The following is a 23,619-nucleotide window of genomic DNA, read 5'->3' on the forward strand; positions in this document are numbered from 1 at the left end:
CGAATACGATTCCCTTCACGTAGATAGTAGAGCGTTACGTTCGATCGCTCCAGGCATTTTTTCCATCCAATCATTCTTTATCATCAGTTCTGCGCCATCGTCTGCATAGGTTCCAATTTCACCGGTAAGCCGAAGATATGCAGTTGTCAAATCCCTCCTCATACTTGCTGCAAGAGAAGCTCCATAGTTTCCCATTCCTACGGCTGAAAGAAAGACCGTATGGTAGAGCATTAGCTTATCGGAAAATGGGGACTCCTTAGAATTTGAAATTTCTGTTTCCCAAGTCGTTGGTGCCGGCAACTGGTCATCGCGCAATAAATCGCTGAATACTTCGACATGCTTCGAGGAGATATCTCTGCCGCGCACGATATAAGCAATGACTTCTTTAGCTTGAGCAACTTGAGAAAAACCTAACATCAATGCTTGACCCATGCTATTTTTCATAATATTCAAATAAAGATTCGCGATTTCCGCTGCATTTAAAGGTCTACGATCGCCTAGCAGTCCATTTAACCAGCTTTCTTTGTGCACGTATTCAACGGAATTGGGATACGGTAAATAAGGACTCCTAGTGAGAATTCCTTTAGATTGCAATATAGCCGTAGATTTCTCCAGCAGTTCAGCCGTAGTTTTCAGATTATGTAGAAAGAATGCACGAATATCCTGTCTTGAACTGCTTGCTAATGCCATTCCATAAGTAACAGTGCCAGCAATGCCCATATGTCTAAGATAGAGCAGCATAAAACCATCTGAAAATAGTCTTGGCGCTTTTAGGTTGACATCCTTCTCTGTAAAGGCGTGAGGGATAGGAAACTGTTCGTCTTTAAATAACTTATTAGCAAATTCCATATGTTCTGTTATCAATCCAAGAGCAAATTCAATGATTGGTTTTATTTCACCATCCTCAACAGTATGCAAGAAATGCTTAAGAACACAATTGACCATACTGTCACTTAAATATCCTCCCCATAAAGGCGCGATATCACCAGAAGCTAGTTGAATATGATGCTCATCTTGACTCATTGTATTGCCCCCTAATATGATGTTTTACGCTATTGGTTAGAATTCCATAAATACACAACTTCTATGTAGAATCGTAATAACAAAAAAAGCCTACCGAATATTCGGTAAGCTTCCAATAAGATTGTTCTTATTTAGTGAAGCCCTTCTAACGCGACTTCTTGTTTCACAGCCTCATTAGGCTGTGTCTTATCACGGCGAAGGAACAAACCTAAGAATATCCCACAGATCGCAATAATGAGCATCACGTGGAAAGTCTGGCCGAAAGCTTCGGGCGCTACAGCAAACATAGCCTTTTGCATATCAGCAGGACTGTTTATTGGAATGTTTTTTGCAGCTATGGATGAGTTCACGCGCGAGGAGAGAATAGTCACCAGAGTAGCAACTGCAAAAGAATTGATAACTTGCTGCATGGCACTAGTTAAAGAAGTAACTCGACTTACCAAATCATGAGGAGCTTTCTTAATTAGATGTGAATTAAGAGGCATCATCATGAGTCCCATACCTGAACCAGCCATAATAAGCGGTAAAATTAAGTCATGTCCTTCTGTCGTTAGATTGACATGCGAATATTGAAAGATCGCACCGGAAACAAGACTGAGCCCAGCGACAACTAACCAGCGAACACCGATTTTATCAAACAAGTATCCGCCAATCGGCATCATAACGGCCGAAGCTAACGCTTGTGGGAATAACGTCATCCCCGTATCGAACGCACCGTACCCGCGGGCTTGCTGAAGAAATTGCGGAAGCAGGAAAATGGCCCCGAACAAGCAGAATTGCAGTACCCACTGTACGAAAATACTGAAGGAAAAATCCACTGATCGGAACACTCTTAACTCGAGCAGAGGGAGCTTGGATTTAAGTTCAACTATGATAAAGGCGATCAATGCGACAGCTCCAATGATGATGCCCCACAATGTTTTATCGGAAGTCCAGCTTTCAGCACCTTGTGTGATCCCATATGATAAGGATGCAAAGGCAATAGGCCCTAGAATCATACCTGGTAAATCAAAACCAGCTACCTTCTTACGTGCGACAGCCGGCAGCTTCCACAGTCCAAAGATAAAGCTGAAAATACCGACGGGAAGATTAATTAAGAAAATCCAGTGCCAGGAATGGTACTCAACCAGCCATCCGGATAAGATTGGCCCAATCGCAGGCGCTAGCAGAATGGGTACACCCAACATCCCCATCACTTGACCAATTTTGTTCGGAGGACTCAGCCGGAATACATAAGCCATTGCAACAGGCATAACGAATCCGCCGCCTAAACCTTGAAGGATACGGAAAACAATCAACCACTCCGCGTTGTTCGGTGTAGCACATAAGACCGATGCAACGGTGAAAAGAACGACAGAGGTGAGGAATACATTCTTCGCCCCAAATCGGTCTGATAACCATCCCGCTAATGGAATGACTGCCGCTGTCGCCAGCATATAGCCTGTTACGGTCCACTGTATGGTTGGTAAATCTGTTTTAAAATCGATGACCAGCTTCGACAATGCCACATTCATCGCAGTCGTATCGAGGATAACCATAAAAATACCCGATATGATAGCGATGAGCGGTACCAGAATACTCGTAATCTTAAACTCCGGCTCCGCTTCACCAGATGTTATTGGTTTACTCATGTTGTGTTCCTCCTTCACAATATCTACTCCATCGTGCTACAATAGTTACGGACAATTGTCCGCAACATCATGATACGGACAATTGTCCGGAATGTCAATTATTTCTTTTGTTAAGATTGTTCTTATAGGAGGAGCACGTGTGAAACATCCAGATACCAATGAGAATTCATTATATAGCCAAGATATGAAAGCCATTCCACCTTGCGGTCGACGCGAAGAACGTGATTCAGAGTATCGACGGCGTATTCTTACGTCTGCCAAAAGCCTATTCGAAACCAATCAAATTGAATCCGTTACCATGCACCAGATTGCCAAAGAGTCGGGCGTGGGTCAAGGTATTCTTTATCGCCGTTACGCCCACATTGGCGAGGTTTGCAGCGATCTGCTACGTTCAACAACATCCCAATTTATTGCTTCTCTGGAAGCTAGTATTGCTGATCCCGGTCCCGAGGTAACAGCTATGAACCAATTGTCGGACACGATCGTTCGAATTATTGATTTTGTGGACGGTAAAGCTTCTTTACTGTCCGTCATCAACACCATATATACGGACAAACATAGCTTCTATTTACACAAAAAGCCCATTTATGTTCGACTCCACAACCTTCTCGCTCCTTTGATAACTCGTGCCGTTCAACAAGAGGAGATTGGACCGATCGATGTCACTTTGACTGTTAACACCATACTTGCCTCGGTAACACCAGAACAGTACTTGTATCATCGAGAAATTCTGGGCTATACCAAACAACAATTTATTGATGGCATTTGCCGACTCTTCGTGAAAGGAATATAAGCGCATGAGAATTGATATGAATCCTAGCCAGCTCACCTTCTGGAAGAAATATATTGCTAAAGCGAAGCTTGATTTATCCTATGCTGCTTACACCAAGGTACTGAGATCCTGGAACGATGAGAACGCTGCTTGTCCGTTTAATCGCTTGTATTTTATTATCGAAGGAGAAGGCTTTGTAAAAGTTGGGGATCAGACCTATTATCCGAAACCAGGCGAACTTTATCTGCTTCCGGCGGGGAGTAATCAAGCTTATGGAACTATAAGCGATCATACTTTCGGAAAATACTGGTGTCATTTCACGGCCAAAATCGGGGATTTGGATCTGTTTCAGATTTTGCAAACATCCGCTTTCATTACGATCAAAGATCCAGAAGCTTTACAAAATAAATTCGAACAATTGATAGCCTATATTAAAAGTGAAGAATTAACTTCCGCCTTTAGAGTCAATGCGATTTTAAGTGAATTCATTGCCGAATTCATTGAACAAAGTGAAACCGTCAAGCTGAATCTGGCTTCTACCCCTACTTTCGAGAAAATGAATAGTGTGCTGCACTATATGGAACAGCATATTGCTGATAACGTATCCGTAGATACATTATCCCAAATTGCGCATTATCACCCTAACTACTTTATTAATGCCTTTAAACAATTTACGGGTTATTCACCGATTCAATATATGAACCATTTACGCTCAGAAAAAGCCAAGGATTTACTCATGATGACGGAATTAAATGTTTCACAAATCGCTGATTCGTTGGGAATGGAATTATCGTATTTTTCCCGGATGTTCCGAGAACAAACGGGTTTTACACCAACTTCTTTCCGTGATTTGAAACCGAAAATGCTCGATTACAACGAACTATGATTCAATGAAAATGGAAACAACACAAAGAGGGCAAAAGTTAATTTGCCCTCTTTGTCTATCTATTTTGCGCGTTTACGGGTAGAACGCATTAGTCTTAGTCGTTGTCGGGCACCAGCGGGAATTAAGCAGAAACTTAATGAGCGTATTCTTAGCCCGTTCCGTGCCGATATAATGCAGAGATTCGGCAGCATGAGCACGAACATATCTGTTCTCATCATCCAATGCGATTTCCAACTGCGGCACAGCTGCTTCCGCTTGAGATCCTAATCGGGACAAGGATAAACTTGCCATGAAGCGAACTTGCGCGTTCTCATCTTGTAAGCTTCTACCTAAGCTTGACACGATATCTTTCACTGGTGAGTCCATGAATCCAAGGGCATCTACTACGGCACAGCGAACAAGTTCAGCAGGATGTTCGAGCAGCTTTATGAAGGTAGGAACAGCTTCTGCCGCTAACCCTCTTAATTCACCAAGCGCAAATATTGCATGTGTAACGATGTTAATATTCTCATGATGCAAAGCTGCAATTAGCCCGTTAACTGCCTCGCTTCCTGAAACTGATAATCCATAAGCGGAAATTCGCGATACTTGGTTATTCTCGCTATTTAAGCCTTCGAGTAAAGCGTCCACTCCCTGCTGCCCTCTTCTTGCCAGATCATAGGCCGCATTGATCGCTAGCGGTTCAAAGCCATCCAACTTAGCGGCTAATTCCTTAATTTGATCCGGATCAGATTCAGCTGTTCCTGCCAGACTGCCTATTTTTCCAGATAGCCAGTTCCAAGTTTCTTCCCACATCAAATCATGCTCAGCGATTGGCAAATGTAAGTTAGCCGGCTTCCTCCATGCTGCCTCTTGATTATTCCAGCTAGGTGCTTTCGGCAGCTCTGTACGCATGAATTCAAACTTCAGCATATAGCGCGGCTGACCTAAGACATTAGGCGTGGAACGATGCCAAATATCATAATGGATTAGTGCAAAAGTACCCGCCTCGCCGCTTGCTAAGACTTCCCCTTCTTGTTCATTGGATTCAAAAGTCCGAGTCTGGTAATTTTGCGTGCCCGGCATAACACCTGTTGGTCCTAATTCTACTGGTGTATCCTGCGGGAAATACATAATCATTGCCCAATTCGGGTGATGATTGCGCATTCTGTCATAGCCCCAATAGCTATCCTTATGCCAGCCTCCAGCCGTTGCTGAAGCATTGAAATGCCCATGTCTATGTGCGTGCATCATATAGTTCTGCCCTAATACACTTGTTAAAGCACCTGTCACAACTGGGTGATCGAATACTTTTTGCAGCTCACGAATGCGGGGTAGTAAATTATTGCCGGGGTTCCCCTCTTCCGTATAAACCGTGTTTAATTGTTCTACAAGATTGCTGTGAAACTCGCTCGAAAAATCGGTTTTGAGGATTAAACATCCGTTTGTAATAAACTCTCTCATTTGCTCATCTGTCAATAATAAAGGTGTGTTTTCCTGCATGGCTGTTAGCCTCCTTGGCTTTGAATGAATGCGGTAACAATGACCTTATTATAAGAAAGATGTCTCTGACTAAAAATAGACGATCTTAATCAGAGCTAGCACAAAACTAAGATGGACTGAAAGTGACTCATTAAACAGGGTTTGGAATGTAATCTCCACCACGGCAGCGTTTTAAATAGTTCAATGCATGCACTTGACCCGTCATCTCGAGCTCATCACGGTAGACGGGATCATGCCATCCTTCAATGTCGATTGTACCTTGGTAGCCTGCCTGACGCAGAATCGTAATAATATCGGACCAATTCGTATCCCCAAAGCCAGGTGTACGGTGCCAAACGAACTCTTGGCTCCCATGAATCCCATATTCCCGCACAATATCCCACGCAATTGTTGCATCTTTGCCGTGTACGTGGAACACTTTATCGACCCATTTACGTAACTGCGGAATCGGATCGATCAGACTGACCATCTGATGACAGGGCTCCCACTCCAGACCAAGGTTATCCGCCGGTACGGCATTAAACATCAGATTCCAGGCAGTTGGGTTATGGGCAATGTTCCAATCCCCTGTCTTCCACGTTCCGCCCATATCACAATTCTCGAAAGCAAGTCGCACACCGCGATCAGCGGCTCTCCTAGAAAGTTCACCAAACACTTCCTTGAACTTCGGTATTGACTCATCAATTGGACGATCTGGGATACGGCCAGTGAAACCGTTTACGATATCGGTACCAAAGAGATGTGCATGATCAATAAGCCGCTCCCAGCTTGCGAGTGTATCCTTATTATCTCCTGTTCCCGTGAGTGGATTTCCGAATACACCAATCGTAGATATGACGGCGTCGTGCTCTGCCACAATGTCGGCTACCCGCTTTGCCGTTTCTTTGAGATCGATATTCCCGGTTGTTTGCCAAAAGGATAAACTGTAGGATTCAAATCCGTGCTTGGCAATTTGGGGGATGACGCGAACGGCATCTCCGCCACCAATTAAAGTACCCACTCTAAGCTTCTTATTCATAATTGAATATCACTCCTATATTGGTATAAGATAAATGAATATGATCATTATAACTACGAATATCGGCAAATTCTCTACCCTATCTTGCTCCAAATAGGTCTTATCTTGATACATAGGAAAGTGAGGCAGCTCATGACATACCCTCAAGATTTAATGGAAAAGACACCACCCTGGGATAGCAGCTATCCCATCCGCTTTTACCGAAACCGACCGCAAACGACTGCTAAAGACGATAACATACTCTATCTTCACTGGCATGAACATTTTGAGATCATTGATATGCAGGTAGGCAAAGCGATATTTCACATTGATAGTCGGCCTTATGAGGCCCGCGCTGGCGACCTGCTATTCGTACCTGCCGGAGCTTTGCATGTTGGCTATAACGCAGCAGATGAGGCAATGGAGTATGTTGCTGTCGTGTTCAATGCCTCCTTGCTGCGAGTGATGCATCCGGATCCCGTGCACGAACGATTCATCCTCCCGTTTCTGGACGGGCGAGTTCCAATGCCTGCCAAATTACTTGCCGAGGATGAACTTGCTGCCCCTTATCGTCGACTTATTCGTGAATCTACGGCTGAATTCGAGAATAAAAATGCCGCTTATGAACTCGTCATCAAACATAATTTCCAGCTGCTTTTCGCACTGCTATCTCGTCAATTTTTGCCGGAGAAATTCATAGATAAAGCTGCTCCTGCCCGTCATTCGGAGTCTTTCAAGCCGTTAATCCAGCATATTGAAACCCATATTGCCGAGCCATTGTCGGTTGATCAGGCTGCGAGGATGGTCAATTTGAACCCGTACCATTTTTGTAAAACGTTCAAAAAGCTTACCGGACGTACCTTCGTCGATTATGTGAACTGGCTGAGAATCAACGAAGCTGATCGTTTACTTCGTGAAACGGAATGGACGGTAACCGAAATCGCCGAGCGAATTGGCTGCGGAAACGCAAACTATTTTACGAAGCTATACAAGAAATATAAGAGTTTCCCGCCTTCTGACGTTCGGCGAAGACGGTAGTCCGCTATCAAGTCAGTCCCCCCATTATCTTAGTCTTGTGCTAAATGCGTGAGAAAAGTCTCTATTCAATTCCATTTAACTCTTAAACTAGAAATGAAACTTGAAGTTTTAAAAAACTCTAAGTGCAAGCATACTCTGAGGAGGGTTCCAATGTCACATGACATCATTCACGGGACAGATAGTCTTGTCATGAACGAAAAGGACGATATGATTGGTTACGCTGAACAAGTTCCAGAGCATGGCTTATACTTTATGGATTCACCGGGAAATGACATCGAATGTGTCTCCGGAATGGCTGCAGGCGGCGTGCACATTGTCTGCTTCACGACGGGTCGCGGAACGCCAACGGGTTCTGCTGTTGTCCCCGTGATCAAAATTACGGCAAACAAATTCACCTACTCCAATATGGAAGACAATATGGATGTGGATGTGAGCAGCATGCTCGCTGGAACCTTAAATTTGGAGCAAACAGGCGAACAAATTTGGCAGGAAATTTGCGAATTGCTGATGGCAAACTGACCAAGGCCGAGATACTGGGCCATCAGGAATTCAGCATTAACCGTATCGGTCCGAGCTTATAGATCCAGGTATTATGCAGATGTCAGCCTGCCGGACACTAGGCCTATTTTCACCCCTACAAAACGGCAGGCATCACATAAGCATATATGGCAATAAAGTGGCAGCTGCTTCCTGCGAGTACAAACAAATGCCAAATAGCATGATGATATCTTAACCTTCGCCAAAGAAAAAATGGCACACCAATGCAGTAAAAAGCGACTCCGAACATTAACCAAGCTAGAGCCATAGAGGGAAGAAGTTCACTTAATGGCCCAATTAATGAAACCATGAAGCCACCCATCAACAAGTACATTAGAAGGCCCCAAGGCATAAACCGCCTAATGATCAAATGAACATAGCGGACGCCTCCCAAAGCTAGAACCCATATCAATAGCAGCAACGTGTACCCAAGTGTTCCTTGCAAGGTAATCAGTAGGAATGGCGTATAGGAACCCGCAATCGCAATAAAGATAGCTGCATGGTCCATGATCTCAAAGCGTTCGCCCCACTTCTTCGAGCGAGAGCAATGCAGCAGGGTCGAAGAGAGATATAGAAGGCAAAAAGATACCCCATAAATCGCATTACTAACGATATAAGCAAGATCTTCGAATAGAACGGAACGTTGTAAAAGTAAAAAAAGACCGAAGGCGCTTAGCGCCGCGCCAAAGCCGTGGCTTAATGCGTTTAACCGTTCTTCCCTCAGAGCTAATCTATCTTCCATGCGTAGGCTCACTCCTTTCTGCTTAGCCCCTAGTTTTTCCTAATGTGAAGCCTAGTATGTAATGACTTTGCCTTGTTTATAGAACAAATAAGCGCGAAAACCGCGCTTAATCTGGAGCGCCCCAACAAATAAGAGGTAAGCAATGCTTACCCCAATCCCTCTCGAACAAAAAAATGGATCCCGGCATCAATGGCCGAGATCCATTTATTTATTTCTTCATCGCCTTTTTAAATAAAAAGCAAGCTCATATCTATGGGTATATGCGAGCACTAGAAAATTCCCTAACCAAACCCAGAGGATCGCAATCGAATAATCCCTCATATACAAATAGATACCTACCAACAAAAAACCGACAACGACCTGCAAGCCATCTGCCTCAGTAGATATTGACTTTCCTCTGTTGATCACCTTGATTGCACTCAGTAAAATGGCCAAAACTACGGCAAAAGCAAGAGAAGCTTCAAAGTTGGATAAAGCACTCCATACCCCGAAGGTCACAGCGATTGCTTTACCTCCTTTCCCCTTAAGGAATGGAGAAAAGGCATGCCCGATAATCGGGGCTAGTGCGATAGAAATAATGAAGTACCCTTGAATATTCTCATAATGCAATATATAAAGGAGGATAAGGTATCCTTTTAAAAAGTCGAGAATAATGCCAACAACACCAAGCTTAAAGCCAGCTGCCTTCCACAGATTTAGTGCCCCTGGATTACCGTCACCGACCGTCTTCAAGTTTTTTTTTGCGATAAGTCCAAGCCAGTAAGAAAACATGAAAGATCCTGATAGAAAGGCACAAACCGTCCAAACGATGGTCATTGCCCCCTCCTGCTTCCTACCTTGACGTGCCGCCCTTTCCATGAAACATGCCCAAGGAATACAACCTGATAAACAGAAAACAGCATGACGCAGATGAAAAATAACGTTGAGAGAACATGCAAAACAGGCATGATGATTCCAAACACTCCAACATGTTTAACCAAATAAAACAGCTGTATCATGTATAAGAGATATCCAATAAAAAGCGGTAGCGCCCACGAAGTGTTGATGAATAGGAAGAAAGTTTCTGAAGCAATCAGCCCGATAACCCAAATCGCAACAAGGAGAATCGTACCCGGACTTAACGTTGATGTGCTTAGGACCGCTCCTTTCCCGAAGCCTTGAACCTCACTTTTGATCCCTTGTGGATACATACGAAAAGAAACCAGGCCTCGCCCGATAAAATTCGTCACTTGAATCCCGGCATGCCGATAGGTAGCCCCAAGGTTCAAATCATCCAACATTTCCGACTTGATGCTTTGATGTCCTTTGATCTTCTCATAATCTTCTCTGGTCGTTAAGATGCAAGAGCCATACAGACCTTTTTTCGGATTTTTCTTTTCAAAAGGGGACGTAAAAGCGAATACACCAAGCACATTAAAGATCAGCGCCAGTCTTTCAACGAACTTCTCCGTATAATGGAAGGGAACGACAGAAACGACGCCTCCCGTTTTATTTCTCGCTTTAACCAATGCCTCCAGCGAACGTGGAGCTAAGCGAATATCCGCATCAAGAAAGGCAATTAAATCACCCGAAGCATGCAAATATCCGTTCCATACAGCCCAGTTTTTCCCTGTCCAGCCTTGTGGAAGACTCGTGTTGCTAATCACAGTAACCCCGTAACTTTCAGCAATTTCCTTCGTGTCGTCCTCCGAAAAATCATCAACAACGATAATTTCAAAGGCTTCCAGCGTTTGGACCTTGAGTGCATGGAGGATATGAGGCAAATTGCATGCTTCATTCCTAGCAGGGATTATGATAGACAGCTTCACATTTTTCGGAACTTGTTCCTGACTGACGGTGATCACATTTTTTCTAAATAACAAGAAACCACATAGACATCCGATGACAAATAATAAGAATATCGCCACCCTCGAACCCCCTCCTTCGATTCCCTCATAACGGATGGATGGAAGTGCTGCCACTACAATATGGAGAACAGGTTGTATTCATCTATATGAACTTGGAGGTGATTTTAAAACATCTTCACAGGCAACTGGATGCAGAAAGTGCAGCAAAACGTTTGTACAAAATTCGGCAAGATTTGAGCAAAAAAAATTGCCATCGACTCACCCAAAGAGGGTGAATCAAAGGCAATCTTTGTGATTATTTAAATAACATAGCAATGGCTATTACGCCTAATAGAAAAGCCCAATATTGCATAGGGATGAAAAATAAAGAGTGCGGTGTACCCATTTTAAATTGTTGATTCGTCTGTTGATCCACGAGAACACGTCCTGCACTTTTATTCAATGCTTTCCCACTAAACCAAATGCCGACAGCAGCGGCAATCAATGTTAACGTATATGGCCAACCATGTAATACGTCTTTGCTTGATCCGTAGATCAAACTTTCAATCAGAATTCCTACGATAAACCCGGCACCTGCCATTAGTACCGCTAAAATGCCCCAACCCTTCCAAATAACCAATTGCTTGTTCCCCCTTGAAAATTATAGAGTTATGTAAATTGCAATTGGTATAATTCGACAGGATCATACATAATCCTATCCAAATTTAATAAAGATTTGATAAAGATTCGTCCTATTGTCCGCAGTTCCTTTGCAATTCCTCCCATTCTCCGCTCATCAAGCGAACATTTCCGCAATTGTGTTATAATGTTCAATATCAAAATACTGGAGGCACAATGGCATATGAAAATATATGTTATCCTCTCCTTCGATGGCGAAGGAATGGAAAATGTTTATGTAGGCGCAGATGAGGAGAAAGCACTTTCTCTGAAGCCGGCTGACTTTGAAAACTGCGAGGCCCTTTTCGTAGAGATTTGGGAAGATGGCGAGAAAACCGACGATTACCGCTTAGAATAACTAACGATACATACTTCCAAACAAATAATAGAAAGGCGGAGATCTCGTGGTCCACGCGTTTACCATCCAGCCCTCTTCGTATAATACTTTCGAAGACGAGACTGAGCAGCTTGAACAATGTAAAGAATGGGGCTTGCTTTCGGAGAAAGCAGCGAAAACAAAGGCATTCTTCTACAAGGGGAATGGCATGAATCTACCATGCGGCATTGTTGGTTTTGTGGATAAAATGACGGCTGTCATTGAATTCGACAACAAGCAGCTGCACTGTATCCACCCCTCTTACCTGAAGGAAATGCAGGCTGCCAATTACAGTCAGAGGGGTGCAGGAACCGCTGACGCCACAGAGGCGGAAGTCTTAGAGCTTGAGACTTTGCAAGAAGATGCTCCAGTTAGCGTCGAAGCAAATGTGGGAGTTAATGCGGATACTAGTGTCGAGGAAGTTAAAAAGGCCCCCAAAGAGCCGAAAAAAGAGAAGGCAAAAAAAGAAAAAGCTCCAAAGCTTCAACTTCCCGAAGAAAAAGTGAAAATGATCGCTACTGTAAAGGAATTTACAACGGTACCGAACAATTTCTCTGATACTGAAGATGAAGTCGTTATCTACGAGGCTGTTTCCCTGACAGAACCAGAAATGGAGATCGGCGAAGCTTGGTCCAGCCACAGTGCCACACTTAAGAAATTGGAACTGGAAATCGGGGACAAGCTCTCATTCGAATGTAAAATTGTAGCGAAGAAGCTCTCGAAACATCCGATACCTTATAAAATCAACAATCCTGCTAAATTACAAAAGGTAACATCCTGACTACTTGGTATCCCGATATCCTGAAAACATGTGAAGCTGTACTTCGTACAACATTACTGCTCCCATTCAGCGTTATCCTTGCCATTGTTGTAATTAATGCAACAATTCCAAGCAATATTGGCCATTTCGAATGAAATATGGCTAATTTGTTGTATGAAATACAATATCTCCAGCCTGACGAGCAAAAATCAAAGAAATTGTTGTACGCCGTACAACAACTCCCGCAACTACGCAGGAGATGTCAGTCAAATTCATATGCCTCGCAATAAATAAGGGTTAGGCTGCAATTAGCCTAACCCTCAAAAATCCAATAAATCCCAACGCCTTCAAGGGGAGTATGTCATTTCATACTCCCCTTTTTATCTGCCTGCTGGCAGTCATTTTCGCGTTATCTGCAGACAAAAAACTTTAAGATCATCACTTTCTGCCCTGTATTATATTGCCCATATGTTCCACGAATTCTAAGTTTGGGCTATTCACGACCGTGAGATGACACAGAGCAGCTTAACTAATGCCTCATCTTTCTTCTTGCTTCTAGCTCCTTCTTCAACGCATGTTCAACGGATTCTGCTAGGATATCGAATTTCTCTGCAACGGTGTAAGTTAGGATCTTCCCACAATGGATGCAGCGCTGCATCTGAAGTTCTGTGAGTTTCGAACAATTGGTGCATTTAATCATCGTATGGAGACCACCCTTTAAAAATATCATACTTCTATTATACACATATACATCAAAAAGCCACCTCTCCCCTCCCGAATGAACCCCCTTTGTGACACCAGACTTACTAGTTATTTACGGTAATCATTACTTATTCGACCGTATTTTAACTCTTTTCACTTCTGCCTTCTACTCGATGAAGCCTTTTCGTTGCAATAATTCTTGCGTATCATTCCACAGTTTTCTTTGAATTTTGGCATCTCCGCCAGGGGATATTGGCGTAATAGAGTCCCCGGTTCCAACGTTGAAGTAACCGCCGGTCACATCCTGGTATTGCGGATCAACAGCCAACCGTGTAATAATTTCAGCTCCTTTGCGTGGATCTCCGACATGCAGAAATTTAAAAATACGTTCAAGTATTGCAGCAAACCAGAGCTCACGTCCGAGACCCGTTACATTGAAGCCCGGATTTAGCGCATTAACAGAGACCCCCGTTCCAGAAAATTGACGTGCCAGTTCTCCAGTAAACATAATATTGAGCAGCTTCGTTTTACCATAATGCGAAGACGAGCCACTAGCAGTAAAAGATGAGGTATCGGTCAAATCCTCGGGAAGCTTGAGCTCACCATGATTGCGCGATGCCTCTGAGGCGACATTTACAACCCTTGCACTTCCTGATTTCATCAATGAATGTTGTAATAAATGGGTGAATAACCACGGAGCCAAATAGTTAACGGCCATCATTTCTGCAAAACCCTCAGATGTAATTCGCTGCTCAAATGCATGCAATCCTGCATTATTTATTAGTACATCAATCTTTGGATATGAAGCTTTGATTTCAGTTCCGACCTTCCTGACATCTTTCATTATCGATAGGTCTCCGAAAAAAAAGTCCACTTTTGTTTTCGGCGCGATGTCCTTTAACAGTTTTACAGTCGTTTCAGCCCGATTTTTGCTTCTGGCTGTTAACACAAGATGAGCCCCGCGTTTTGCCATTTCCATTGCAGCAAGTTGGCCGAGACCGCTAGTAGCGCCAGTAATTACAATAATTTGGTTAGTTGTCATAATAAGTCCTCCCTTGCGGTTTGACACGTAATGGATAAATCAATATACTTGATATATGTCAATCATATGTATTTGTTTGATATATGTCAAGTTGTTTTAGAGATTACTACTCATTTGAGGTGAACTATGAAGGAATTGACTCCAAACCAACTTACTGAGAGAGAGCAGTTGGAACTTAGGCTCGGCGAACAGTTAAACGCACTTATTAGCGCCTCCCATGCGCTCAATGTCAGAGCTGCGGCACGTTTCGATTCATCCCTGCAACCCGCAGCGTTTCTTATTGTCCGATGGCTCTTCTCGTACGGTCCTGCAAGCGCTACTGTTTTAGCGGAATCTACAGCAATGGACCGTAGTTCTGTTAGTCGTCTTGTCAATCAAATCAAGGGATTAGGCTATGTGCAAAGTGAAACGTCCCCTGATGATCGTCGAGGCGTACTGTTATCACTGACTCCGCTTGGACGACAAATGACCGTAGATGCTCTAAAAGAAAAAGAATCCGTCTTTTTTGAAAGCATTGCAAAATGGGAAGATGACCAGCTTGAATCTTTTAGTGAAATGCTCAAACATTTCAACGCTGCTGTCAGCCATTTAAAATAACAAGTTAACCGAATCGAATGGCAAGTAATTTTCTCAAGGAAGCCATTGGAGATTCATAATAAAGAAGGACAGTCGAATCATTCGACTGCCCTTTTTTAATGATGACCGGAAGTTAAGCCGGGTAACACCAGCTGCCAGACGGCCTCCAACCATCTAAGCCATAAACAATGGATGATCGCATTTCATGCATGTATAATCGTACAATTCTCCTTCACTTCACTCTCGTGTAAAAACTGCCGACCACACGGAAAGTGTCCAAAACCATTTGGCCGGATTTCCCGGATCCATTACGCATCGCTTTGCGGATCGAGTCTTCCTGGATCGTCTGAGCCCGCGCCTAGAGCAGTACTTCATTTTGATACGTATCCAGAATACTTTCGTAGGCCCGGATCACGTCGGTCCTGATTACTATTACTCATAACGTTAATAAAGTTGTAATACTTTGTTCAAACCGTATTCACATATCATGTGAAAAAAATCACATACATCGAGTAAGATAGAAACATATAACAAATCAAATTGAAAACAGAAGGTGATACCGCTTGAACCAATCTCGAAAACATGAAAAACGATTGATGTACCTGATGTTCATTGTTGCTTTTGTCATGTTCCTCTCTTTTATCCGCAAGTTTTTTTGAACTTATGAAAGTTAACAAAGGAGATGAGTCCATATGCCTATCTACGATTCCGTATTTTATAGCCGCCTACTCACTGAGACCACACTGGCATTTCATATCATTTTCGCTACCATCGGCGTTGGCGTTCCGGTCATGATTATGTTGGCTGAGTTAGCCAGCATTAAACGTAAAGATCCCTATTATGCATTGTTGGCACGAAGATGGGCTAGGGGATTCGTTATCACCGTTGCTATTGGAGTGGTTACTGGTACTGCCATCGGGCTTCAACTCAGCCTATTGTGGCCGAAGTTCATGGAGATTGCCGGGCAAGCCATTGCGCTTCCATTATTTCTAGAGACTTTTGCCTTTTTCATCGAGGCTATCTTCTTAGGCATTTATTTATATACATGGGAACGATTGAAACCTAAACATCATCTGCTACTACTCGTACCTGTTGTCATTGGCTCCTCTGCTTCAGCGTTTTTTATTACGACAGTGAATGCATTCATGAATACGCCGCAAGGCTTCACTCTAAAAGATGGCTTAATTACGAATGTACAGCCGATTCTAGCAATGTTTAATCCATCAATGCCCACCAAAGTGGCACATGTGCTTTCCTCAGCCTACATGACCAGCGCATTCATCTTGGCTGCTATAGCGGCCTACTCCCTTCTCAGGAAAAAGGGGGACACTTTATACGCCAAAAAAGCATTAAAACTGACCGTTACTGCTGGGCTAGTGTTCGCTATAACTACGGCTATGATCGGAGATCTATCAGCCAAATTTCTAGCTCATAATCAACCTGAAAAGCTTGCCGCAGCCGAGTGGCATTTTGAAACGGCTACGAATGCACCGCTCGTTCTTGGTGGTATTTTGACTCAAAATAATGAGGTTAAATATGCGTTGAAAATTCCGTATGCTCTAAGTATTTTGGCAGGTGGAACTCCAGGAACTGAGGTAAAAGGGCTGAATGATGTTCCTAAAGATCTTCGTCCTCCTCTATACGTGCATTATTTCTTTGACGCCATGGTTGCTATAGGTATGTTTGTGATCGTCGTTGCCATTTGTCATATGTGGTACTCACGTAAGAAATCCCGTAAACCTTATCCGAGATGGCTTCTAGCGATTATCATTGTGTGTGGTCCTCTTTCCATGCTAGGCATCCAATGTGGATGGTTTTACGCGGAGGTTGGCCGCCAACCATGGATATTGCGTGGATATATGAAGGTAGCTGATGCCGCTACAACTTCACAAGACGTGGATACCATGTTACTGCTGTTCTGTTTACTTTATATCGTTTTAGCATTGACCGCAGTAAAAGTGTTATCCAAACTTTTCAGAAAAAACGATGTTGCAGATGAACTGATTGCACTTGGTATTTTCGGAGGGAGGACCAAAGAATGAGCCTAGAACTAATTGGAATAACTGTTTTGTGGATCTTTTTATACGGGTATTTAATTGTGGCATCCATTGATTTTGGTGCTGGTTTCTTCAGTTACTATTCGGTTATTACGATGAAAAAGCATATCATTCATAAGATTATTGAAAGATATCTGTCTCCTGTCTGGGAAGTTACCAATGTATTCTTAGTTTTCTTCTACGTCGGTATGGTTGGATTCTTCCCTGAAACAGCACGTTATTATGGTACTGCGTTACTCGTGCCAGGCAGTGTGGCTATCATATTGTTAGCCATAAGAGGAGCCTACTACGCTTTCAGCAACTATGGTTCCAAGGATAATAAATGGTACATGCTGCTCTATGGAGCTACGGGCTTGCTCATCCCTGCAACCCTTTCTACGGTACTAACCATATCTGAGGGTGGAATCATCGTTGAACAGAACGGCATGATTTTACTAGATTGGAGTAAGTTACTTGGGAGTCCTTATACTTGGTCGGTCATCCTGCTATCGCTGGTCAGCGTCCTTTATATCTCGTCCATGTTCCTTTCCTTCTATGCCTATAGAGCAAAAGACTATCCCGCTTTTAGAATTTTAAGAGGCTATGCTCTCTTTTGGAGCGGACCTACTATTCTTGCAAGTCTGCTTGTCTTTTTCGCCATAAACCAGCAAAACCCAGAACATTTCCGCAACATGCTTAACCTTGGATGGATGTTCGGAGCATCATTTCTCTGCTTTTTAGTTGCCGTCTACTTCCTTTGGAAACAAATTAAGCTAGGTCTAGCGTTCATATTGGTGCTTTTGCAATTTGCTTTTGCTTTCTTTGGTTATGGTAAGGCCCATTTACCGTATCTTTTATTTCCATACATCTCCATTCACGAAAACTTTACGAATCAAGCAATGGGAACTGCGTTAGTCATTGCCTTAATTGCAGGGCTTGTTATTGTAATCCCATCTCTGTTTCTGCTTATGCGTCTATTTCTTTTTGATGCTGATTATGTACAAGGTAAATTTATAAAGAAGGGTGACTAAACCTATGGAAAACATGCTAATCCAATATGCTCCACCGATATTTGTTCTATGTTCACTTGTTTTTATGATTCTGTGGGTTCCAAGGGCATCCGACGTGACAGAATAATCCGTAAGACGAATAAGTCGACTATTTATTAGTCGACTTTTCTTTCCTTATGATTCGTGTTCAATATCCTTTTCCATGTCGTGTTTAAGCTCTTTAGGCATTTTTTCTGGTTTACTTCCGAACCACTTCGTATAGAGAGCTTCATAAGTTCCATCTTTGGAGACTGCTATAATGGCCTTATTGATCTTTCCCATGTACATGTTCCGCTTTTTAGCAACGATTGCGTAGCTATCTTTGTTGAAAACTTCCCCTACTTTTTTAGCTTTTCCTTCTGCTGAGTTTTGCACATAATCTTGAATGCTGTGCTCTTCAAAAACAACTGCATCAACGTTTTTATTTTTCAAATCATCGTAAGCATCGGAGATATTCGCATAGCTCCTTATTTTGATCCCTTGAATTTCACTCGCAACATGATAAGCTGTCGATCCATTCCTAGTTGCCACCACTTTCTTGGCCAAGTCATCTTTGCCTTTAATCCCCTCGTTATCTGATGCGGTGAGTATCGCTTCTCCCGATTGAAAATAAGGATCTGAATAGTCTAATTTGTTTTTGCGAGCATTCGTAACGGTCATTCCGGCGATTGCCAAATCCACATCGCCTGATTTCACACTTTTGTTCAACTCACCGTATTCCATAGCTACCCATTCATATTTTAGTTTCGCCTTTTTAGCAATGGCTTGCCATAATTCCACTTCGAAGCCTTTCTTCTCTTCCCCCTCTGTATACGTAAAGGGACGGTTATTTTTCTCGATACCGACTTTGATCGCTTCATCTTTCGAACATCCTGTGAAAGCTAGCGTTACCAAGAGAACGATCAACAGCATGATCCCCTGCTTGCTTCGAACTCGTATATTCATTGCCTTTTATGCCCTCCTTATCAAGTAAACAACGGTATTATTTGTAAATTGTTAATCGGTTATGCAGATATGGCAGCACATATTGTGTAAGTTTTAATTCAGGAGTATTAAAAATATGAAAAAGACCAATCCGCAAAATTGTGGATTGGTCTACTATTCATTCTACTTTCTGCTTCTCTTTGGAATCCTCTTCCAACAATCCCTTCGTTCCTTGCCTAAACTCCTTAATCGTTGTACCGAATGCGCGGCCTAACTGCGGAAGCTTCGAAGGTCCGAATAAAAGTAACGCAACTGCAAAGATGATGACAAAGCCTGATACGCCAATGCCTGATAGCATGATGTTCACCTACCCCATATTATGGTTTCTGAATTAAAATTTAACCATGAGAGCTGTCACATACATAATAAGAATTCCTGCAGTTAAACCTCCAAAATTCATCCAAGAAACAGGAGAAAGACCTCTTTTCTCGGATTCTTTAAGAATCATTTTGGAAATGACATAGATGACTTGCAGTATAGCACCAGCGCCTATACCGAAGAATAGCGCGGCTAATGTATCGTTAAAAATAAATCCACCTGCCCAAGTTCCAATAATCGCGGGTCCACCGGCGATCAATGCTAAGGTGACAAAAGTCTTCCAGTTCGGACGATCCTTCAGTAAGGGTGCCGCAATCCCCACGCCTTCCGTGATATTGTGAAGAGTAAACCCGATGATTAAGAAGGTTCCCAAAGCAGCTTCTCCGACTGCAAAAGCGGATCCAATGGCAAGCCCTTCGCCAAAATTATGAAGACCAATACCTGTAGCGATTTTGCTCGATACCCTTCTTCCCTCCAAAGAACTGCTGCTTAGCTTGCGATCATTCGACTGATCCACCGCTATTAAGAAGAGACAACTGAGCAGTGCACCAAACCATACCAGTCCGGTACCTTGAAATACACCTGGAGCCTCTGAAGCCATTTCAAATCCTTCTTGAAAGGTGTCGATCACCAGAAAGAACAAAAGCCCTATCGTCAATGCGAGAATAGCATGCATCCCTCTAACCGAAAATCTACGTAAAAATGGATACCACATGAGTCCTAACCCAACAGGAACAACCCCTACGTAAAATCCTATTAATGCATATTGCCAAAAAAGTTTACCATTTGGTACAGGTGTTGCAGCTGCGGCCGCAACTTCACCGGTAAAAATTAATCCATTTGAGGTGATTAATTTAACTTCATGTGGATCTCCTTGCACCCAGGGGTAAGGGATTTTGACTGTTCCACGTTCAAATCTTTGTAAGGTATCACTTGGCGAGAATTCCGCATTCCAAAAGGCTCCGTCCACGACGACTTGGGCGATCGTAATTTCCTCCGGTCCTGAATTAAGCACCTTAAGTTGGATTCCTTCATCATTGAGCGTTATTTTCTCCACATTCAGAACTTCAATAGGAGCAGCCGGCTCATTTTCGACTCCTGTTCCTACTTTTGCAATGGTAGTGATAATCGCAATTAGTAAGATTAGGGGGAGAATTCCCCATAGGATAGCTTTAAATTTGTTTGGAGAAATTTTATTTTCGGTTTGAACATTAGTACTCATCGTACGCTCACTCCTCCTTTCTTATTCAGCTATGAAGAAGCCCATCCAACCGAGCTCAGCGAATTCACTTTGATGAGCATGAAACATGTATCGCCCGGGAGCTGGAAACACAATTTCTAAAATGCCACGTTCTCCCTGACATTGCATAATGGTATCTGTAAAATTGGGACGAGCTTCAGGATCCGCGCCAGTTGCATAATAGTTAAAAAAGTTCGCATGAAGGTGAAAAGAATTAATGGGATCAAATTCAGTAAGATTACTGAGATAAATACGTACGAGTTCCCCAACTTTCACCTTAATTGGTTCTTGCTGATAGGCAAATGCGTATCCATTCACCGTGTAGACTTCATTTTCGCCATCTAGGTCAAGATCATAGCCGTTCATAAGCATATTGATTTCTTTTGCTGCTGCTCTTGGTTTTTTCGGATCGATGATGAAGTTACCATAAAGTCCTTTATGAATATGTCTGGCGAGAGGAGCAACATGACAATGGTAAACATGCATACCAGCAGGCTTTGCTTCAAACTCATATGTGAATGAACCACCTGCATTAACTGCTTCCAGTCCATCCATGTTGGTAGGATGCATACCATGAAAATGAATCGAATGCGGATGGCTGGTTGCATTGGTAAACTTCACTCGAAGGACATCCCCTTCGGTACAACGAATTGTGGGTCCAGGTATCGTGCCATTGAATGTCCACCCGGGAAACTTGATCCCTTTCGCGATCTCAACGTTAGTTTCATATGATGAAATTTCGTATTCCCTTAACGTTCTTCCATCAGGAAGCTTACTAACCTTGCCATAATCAAATGCTGTGAGTGCTTTCTGTGCTGCTTTAAAACCTTCAGTCACTTCTGTACTCGGAACATAACCATGCTTCATACCATCATGCAATTGTTCTTTCATAGCATTATGAACGCTATGCTTATCCGCAGCTAATGTTGTTTTACCAAATGGATTCAGTAAAGCACTGCCAATGACAGCAAAAGCCCCAGCAGTTCCCATTTTCAAAAGATTACGTCTTGATACCTTATCAACCGGTTTACGGAACATCGTCATGCCCTCCTATTTAATATTGCTTGTTTACAATTATTTTGTATTAGGGAAACATTTTAGTCAAAAAAAATTTTATTTCCGATGGGACAAAGAGTTTACCAAGGGAAACACCTTTATTTCACTATAAGCCTATATCCAGAGTTTGTAAACCTATTTTTTCCTAAAAAAAATGCCATCATTTCTATTCTTCTCATAAGAAAGCTTGCGTTCAAAAAACCGGCTTACACCGACCTTTGACGAGACTGTTTGTAAAGTTTGATGCAAAGTTTGTTACACCCTAGACGTAATTGATTCAAACATTCGCTTGATCATTCGTATCTTGTTGCATTTTGTACAACATTACGCAAGCTAATTCAAGTTTTCTGCTTTATTGTTGCAAAAAACTCCTAGGCCCCCTAAATAAACTGGAGTCCTCCTTTCAAATAAATTAAACTTATTTACAAAGGGGATGATCCGGAATGGGAAAAAGATTAGGAGAAGAGCTCCTAGGCCCCCTAAATAAACTGGAGTCCTCCTTTCAAATAAATTAAACTTATTTACAAAGGGGATGATCCGGAATGGGAAAAAGATTAGGAGAAGAAATACGCTTGAAAGCTGTGCGAGAAGCGTTAGCTGGGATTAAGGTGGGGGCATTGGCCCGCATGTATGATGTGCACCCAGAAACGATTCGCGGATGGATTAGAGATCATCGAGATGAGGTGRCTCCGGAAGAGATTCCAATGACAGATGAGCACCTGCAAGAGCTTCAGCGGCTTCAAGAAATTGAAGCGAAGTACGAGAAAGCAATGAAGATACTTGGTGAAAAAGAACTTGAGAATGAGATTCTAAGAGAACTTATAAAAAAGAGGAACCCCGCTTATCCGAAAAGTACGAAGTAGCTGACCAGTTCATTAAGCGGGGAGAAGTAGCAGCGCTGGTTCTGCGCATCACAGGGCTTTCTATGTCCACTTATTACGACCGGAGAAAACGCATTTCAAACACTACAGCGCCTAAGGCAGATAACCAAAAAGGACGCCCTCTGCMTGGCTTTTCTCGAACGGTAACAGGTGAAAAAGTAAGTGACGAACAAATAACAGAGTGGCTGCTAGAGCTTCTTGAAGGTGAAGAACATGTCTATGGATACAAGCTTCTTGCTCAATGTCTCCGTAATGAACGAGGTTTAATATTGAACAAAAAGAAATCCTATCGCCTTTGTAAAGAACAAGGAATTCTTCAGAAACAACGTGAACGTAAGACGAAACATCCACGCAGATTACCGAAAAACCGAATCGTGACGGGGCCYAACGAACTTTGGCAGATGGATATCAAATATGGTTACGTGACGGGATGCAGACGTTTCTTTTTTATGCTTAGTATTATTGATGTGTTTGATCGTGTCGTCGTTCAGCAGTACAGAGGACCGGTTTGTGAAGCCAAGCACGCCGTACAGACGCTATGGCRGGCRTTAGAAAGCCGRGTAAAGCCTGGGGAAGAGCTCCCTGCTATTCGTACAGATAATGGTCCTCAGTTCATCAGCCAACTATTTGGCGACACGTGCGAGAGCCTCAGTATGGTTCATGAACGGATACCGCCGCGCTCACCTAATGCTAATGCCTACATTGAATCTTTCCATAGCCTGCTTGAGCGTGATGTGTTCGGTAGAAGGGATTTCATGACATTCGATGAAGCCTATGAAGCCCTTGATCATTACATGGACTTCTACAATAACCGTAAAATGCACGGTAGTTTAAAAAAGATGGCGCCAATTCAATTCTCCCAATGGGTGATGACACWGGAAGACCGATCGATATTCTATAAAGCAATGTAACTGTTAGCACAAAGAAGCAATCTTACGAAAATTGGCTTTTTTAACGGGAAGACTCCAGAATTCGGGGGCCTAGCCG

At 42.9% G+C, this 23,619-nt stretch carries 24 protein-coding genes and 1 pseudogene; 12 read left to right on the forward strand and 13 right to left on the reverse strand.

Annotation, left to right across the window (positions count from 1 at the left end):
- Positions 1–15: 15 nt before the first annotated feature.
- Positions 16–1,023, reverse strand: a complete 1,008-nt coding sequence (locus ASG85_RS03865; RefSeq protein WP_057305377.1) for a DUF3231 family protein — start codon at positions 1,021–1,023, stop codon at positions 16–18.
- A 131-nt stretch (positions 1,024–1,154) separates the two neighbouring features.
- Positions 1,155–2,654, reverse strand: coding sequence for an MDR family MFS transporter (locus tag ASG85_RS03870; protein ID WP_060645393.1), 1,500 nt, complete (start codon positions 2,652–2,654; stop codon positions 1,155–1,157).
- Between the two features lie 139 nt (positions 2,655–2,793).
- On the opposite strand from ASG85_RS03870, the gene ASG85_RS03875 reads away from it, so the two are divergent.
- Positions 2,794–3,447: a TetR/AcrR family transcriptional regulator gene (locus ASG85_RS03875; protein WP_060645394.1), complete on the forward strand. Its 654-nt coding sequence runs from the start codon at positions 2,794–2,796 to the stop codon at positions 3,445–3,447.
- 4 nt (positions 3,448–3,451) lie between these two features.
- Positions 3,452–4,312, forward strand: a complete 861-nt coding sequence (locus tag ASG85_RS03880; RefSeq protein WP_060645395.1) for an AraC family transcriptional regulator — start codon at positions 3,452–3,454, stop codon at positions 4,310–4,312.
- Between the two features lie 72 nt (positions 4,313–4,384).
- Here the strand turns inward: ASG85_RS03880 and ASG85_RS03885 are convergent, their stop codons facing one another.
- Both ASG85_RS03885 and ASG85_RS03890 read right to left on the reverse strand, forming a co-directional pair.
- Positions 4,385–5,794 carry a HEAT repeat domain-containing protein gene (locus ASG85_RS03885; protein ID WP_060645396.1) on the reverse strand — a complete coding sequence of 470 codons (1,410 nt, stop codon included), beginning with the start codon at positions 5,792–5,794 and terminating at the stop codon, positions 4,385–4,387.
- Positions 5,795–5,924: 130 nt separating this feature from the next.
- Positions 5,925–6,812, reverse strand: a complete 888-nt coding sequence (locus ASG85_RS03890; protein WP_060645397.1) for a sugar phosphate isomerase/epimerase family protein — start codon at positions 6,810–6,812, stop codon at positions 5,925–5,927.
- 132 nt (positions 6,813–6,944) lie between these two features.
- Here ASG85_RS03890 and ASG85_RS03895 point away from each other — a divergent pair, with 132 nt between their 5' ends.
- Both ASG85_RS03895 and ASG85_RS03900 read left to right on the forward strand, forming a co-directional pair.
- On the forward strand, positions 6,945–7,829 hold the full coding sequence (locus ASG85_RS03895) for a helix-turn-helix transcriptional regulator (protein ID WP_060645398.1): 885 nt from the start codon (positions 6,945–6,947) through the stop codon (positions 7,827–7,829).
- Positions 7,830–8,036: 207 nt separating this feature from the next.
- A pseudogene (locus tag ASG85_RS03900) lies at positions 8,037–8,410 on the forward strand (altronate dehydratase); the annotation flags it as partial.
- Positions 8,411–8,463: 53 nt separating this feature from the next.
- Here ASG85_RS03900 and trhA read toward each other — a convergent pair.
- The 4 genes from trhA to ASG85_RS03920 all read right to left on the reverse strand — a co-directional run bounded on the left by trhA (position 8,464) and on the right by ASG85_RS03920 (position 11,574).
- Complete coding sequence (gene trhA, locus ASG85_RS03905) at positions 8,464–9,108, reverse strand: PAQR family membrane homeostasis protein TrhA (protein ID WP_057305385.1); 645 nt, start codon at positions 9,106–9,108, stop codon at positions 8,464–8,466.
- Between the two features lie 216 nt (positions 9,109–9,324).
- Positions 9,325–9,924: a glycerol-3-phosphate acyltransferase gene (locus tag ASG85_RS03910; protein WP_057305386.1), complete on the reverse strand. Its 600-nt coding sequence runs from the start codon at positions 9,922–9,924 to the stop codon at positions 9,325–9,327.
- Positions 9,921–11,015, reverse strand: a complete 1,095-nt coding sequence (locus ASG85_RS03915; RefSeq protein ID WP_057305387.1) for a glycosyltransferase family 2 protein — start codon at positions 11,013–11,015, stop codon at positions 9,921–9,923. Before ASG85_RS03915 ends, ASG85_RS03910 begins: the two co-directional genes overlap by 4 nt.
- A gap of 235 nt (positions 11,016–11,250) precedes the next feature.
- On the reverse strand, positions 11,251–11,574 hold the full coding sequence (locus tag ASG85_RS03920) for a hypothetical protein (protein WP_057305388.1): 324 nt from the start codon (positions 11,572–11,574) through the stop codon (positions 11,251–11,253).
- A gap of 222 nt (positions 11,575–11,796) precedes the next feature.
- On the opposite strand from ASG85_RS03920, the gene ASG85_RS38705 reads away from it, so the two are divergent.
- A complete protein-coding gene (locus ASG85_RS38705) occupies positions 11,797–11,970 on the forward strand; it encodes a hypothetical protein (protein ID WP_164484144.1) in 174 nt (57 codons plus the stop codon).
- Between the two features lie 46 nt (positions 11,971–12,016).
- Positions 12,017–12,769: a hypothetical protein gene (locus ASG85_RS03925; RefSeq protein WP_060645400.1), complete on the forward strand. Its 753-nt coding sequence runs from the start codon at positions 12,017–12,019 to the stop codon at positions 12,767–12,769.
- A gap of 847 nt (positions 12,770–13,616) precedes the next feature.
- Here ASG85_RS03925 and ASG85_RS03935 read toward each other — a convergent pair.
- Complete coding sequence (locus ASG85_RS03935; protein ID WP_060645402.1) at positions 13,617–14,492, reverse strand: SDR family NAD(P)-dependent oxidoreductase; 876 nt, start codon at positions 14,490–14,492, stop codon at positions 13,617–13,619.
- A 126-nt stretch (positions 14,493–14,618) separates the two neighbouring features.
- Between ASG85_RS03935 and ASG85_RS03940 the strand changes: the two genes are divergently transcribed.
- From ASG85_RS03940 to cydS, 4 genes are all read left to right on the forward strand, one after another.
- On the forward strand, positions 14,619–15,089 hold the full coding sequence (locus tag ASG85_RS03940; RefSeq protein ID WP_057305392.1) for a MarR family winged helix-turn-helix transcriptional regulator: 471 nt from the start codon (positions 14,619–14,621) through the stop codon (positions 15,087–15,089).
- Positions 15,090–15,760: 671 nt separating this feature from the next.
- Positions 15,761–17,110 (forward strand): cytochrome ubiquinol oxidase subunit I, encoded by a 1,350-nt coding sequence (locus ASG85_RS03945; RefSeq protein ID WP_057305393.1) that lies wholly within the window; start codon positions 15,761–15,763, stop codon positions 17,108–17,110.
- Complete coding sequence (locus tag ASG85_RS03950; RefSeq protein WP_057305394.1) at positions 17,107–18,135, forward strand: cytochrome d ubiquinol oxidase subunit II; 1,029 nt, start codon at positions 17,107–17,109, stop codon at positions 18,133–18,135. Before ASG85_RS03945 ends, ASG85_RS03950 begins: the two co-directional genes overlap by 4 nt.
- Positions 18,136–18,139: 4 nt before the next feature.
- Complete coding sequence (gene cydS, locus ASG85_RS39800) at positions 18,140–18,241, forward strand: cytochrome bd oxidase small subunit CydS (protein ID WP_414858666.1); 102 nt, start codon at positions 18,140–18,142, stop codon at positions 18,239–18,241.
- A gap of 47 nt (positions 18,242–18,288) precedes the next feature.
- Here the strand turns inward: cydS and ASG85_RS03955 are convergent, their stop codons facing one another.
- The 4 genes from ASG85_RS03955 to ASG85_RS03970 form a co-directional block, all read right to left on the reverse strand.
- Positions 18,289–19,098 carry a transporter substrate-binding domain-containing protein gene (locus ASG85_RS03955; RefSeq protein ID WP_060645403.1) on the reverse strand — a complete coding sequence of 270 codons (810 nt, stop codon included), beginning with the start codon at positions 19,096–19,098 and terminating at the stop codon, positions 18,289–18,291.
- Positions 19,099–19,255: 157 nt separating this feature from the next.
- A complete protein-coding gene (locus ASG85_RS03960; RefSeq protein ID WP_057305396.1) occupies positions 19,256–19,435 on the reverse strand; it encodes a twin-arginine translocase TatA/TatE family subunit in 180 nt (59 codons plus the stop codon).
- Between the two features lie 33 nt (positions 19,436–19,468).
- Positions 19,469–20,677 (reverse strand): ZIP family metal transporter, encoded by a 1,209-nt coding sequence (locus ASG85_RS03965; protein ID WP_060645404.1) that lies wholly within the window; start codon positions 20,675–20,677, stop codon positions 19,469–19,471.
- 21 nt (positions 20,678–20,698) lie between these two features.
- Positions 20,699–21,733 (reverse strand): multicopper oxidase domain-containing protein, encoded by a 1,035-nt coding sequence (locus ASG85_RS03970; RefSeq protein ID WP_060645405.1) that lies wholly within the window; start codon positions 21,731–21,733, stop codon positions 20,699–20,701.
- A 560-nt stretch (positions 21,734–22,293) separates the two neighbouring features.
- Here ASG85_RS03970 and ASG85_RS03975 point away from each other — a divergent pair.
- Together ASG85_RS03975 and ASG85_RS03980 are read left to right on the forward strand one after the other, a co-directional pair.
- Entirely contained in the window at positions 22,294–22,614 is a 321-nt protein-coding gene (locus ASG85_RS03975) for a transposase (RefSeq protein WP_060645406.1), read from the forward strand.
- A 35-nt stretch (positions 22,615–22,649) separates the two neighbouring features.
- Complete coding sequence (locus ASG85_RS03980; RefSeq protein ID WP_235550061.1) at positions 22,650–23,543, forward strand: IS3 family transposase; 894 nt, start codon at positions 22,650–22,652, stop codon at positions 23,541–23,543.
- Positions 23,544–23,619: the final 76 nt, after the last annotated feature.

The organism is Paenibacillus sp. Soil724D2 (genome assembly GCF_001427935.1).
Lineage (GTDB): Bacteria > Bacillota > Bacilli > Paenibacillales > NBRC-103111 > Paenibacillus_E.

Excerpts from the sequence above, each read along its gene's own strand:
- ASG85_RS03865 (WP_057305377.1), bottom strand. The coding sequence starts at position 1,023 with ATGAGTCAAGATGAGCATCATATTCAACTAGCTTCTGGTGATATCGCG.
- ASG85_RS03870 (WP_060645393.1), bottom strand. The coding sequence starts at position 2,654 with ATGAGTAAACCAATAACATCTGGTGAAGCGGAGCCGGAGTTTAAGATT.
- ASG85_RS03880 (WP_060645395.1), top strand. The coding sequence starts at position 3,452 with ATGAGAATTGATATGAATCCTAGCCAGCTCACCTTCTGGAAGAAATAT.
- ASG85_RS03885 (WP_060645396.1), bottom strand. The coding sequence starts at position 5,794 with ATGCAGGAAAACACACCTTTATTATTGACAGATGAGCAAATGAGAGAG.
- ASG85_RS03890 (WP_060645397.1), bottom strand. The coding sequence starts at position 6,812 with ATGAATAAGAAGCTTAGAGTGGGTACTTTAATTGGTGGCGGAGATGCC.
- ASG85_RS03895 (WP_060645398.1), top strand. The coding sequence starts at position 6,945 with ATGACATACCCTCAAGATTTAATGGAAAAGACACCACCCTGGGATAGC.
- trhA (WP_057305385.1), bottom strand. The coding sequence starts at position 9,108 with ATGGAAGATAGATTAGCTCTGAGGGAAGAACGGTTAAACGCATTAAGC.
- ASG85_RS03910 (WP_057305386.1), bottom strand. The coding sequence starts at position 9,924 with ATGACCATCGTTTGGACGGTTTGTGCCTTTCTATCAGGATCTTTCATG.
- ASG85_RS38705 (WP_164484144.1), top strand. The coding sequence starts at position 11,797 with ATGAAAATATATGTTATCCTCTCCTTCGATGGCGAAGGAATGGAAAAT.
- ASG85_RS03935 (WP_060645402.1), bottom strand. The coding sequence starts at position 14,492 with ATGACAACTAACCAAATTATTGTAATTACTGGCGCTACTAGCGGTCTC.
- ASG85_RS03940 (WP_057305392.1), top strand. The coding sequence starts at position 14,619 with ATGAAGGAATTGACTCCAAACCAACTTACTGAGAGAGAGCAGTTGGAA.
- ASG85_RS03945 (WP_057305393.1), top strand. The coding sequence starts at position 15,761 with ATGCCTATCTACGATTCCGTATTTTATAGCCGCCTACTCACTGAGACC.
- ASG85_RS03950 (WP_057305394.1), top strand. The coding sequence starts at position 17,107 with ATGAGCCTAGAACTAATTGGAATAACTGTTTTGTGGATCTTTTTATAC.
- cydS (WP_414858666.1), top strand. The coding sequence starts at position 18,140 with ATGGAAAACATGCTAATCCAATATGCTCCACCGATATTTGTTCTATGT.
- ASG85_RS03955 (WP_060645403.1), bottom strand. The coding sequence starts at position 19,098 with ATGAATATACGAGTTCGAAGCAAGCAGGGGATCATGCTGTTGATCGTT.
- ASG85_RS03960 (WP_057305396.1), bottom strand. The coding sequence starts at position 19,435 with ATGCTATCAGGCATTGGCGTATCAGGCTTTGTCATCATCTTTGCAGTT.
- ASG85_RS03965 (WP_060645404.1), bottom strand. The coding sequence starts at position 20,677 with ATGAGTACTAATGTTCAAACCGAAAATAAAATTTCTCCAAACAAATTT.
- ASG85_RS03970 (WP_060645405.1), bottom strand. The coding sequence starts at position 21,733 with ATGTTCCGTAAACCGGTTGATAAGGTATCAAGACGTAATCTTTTGAAA.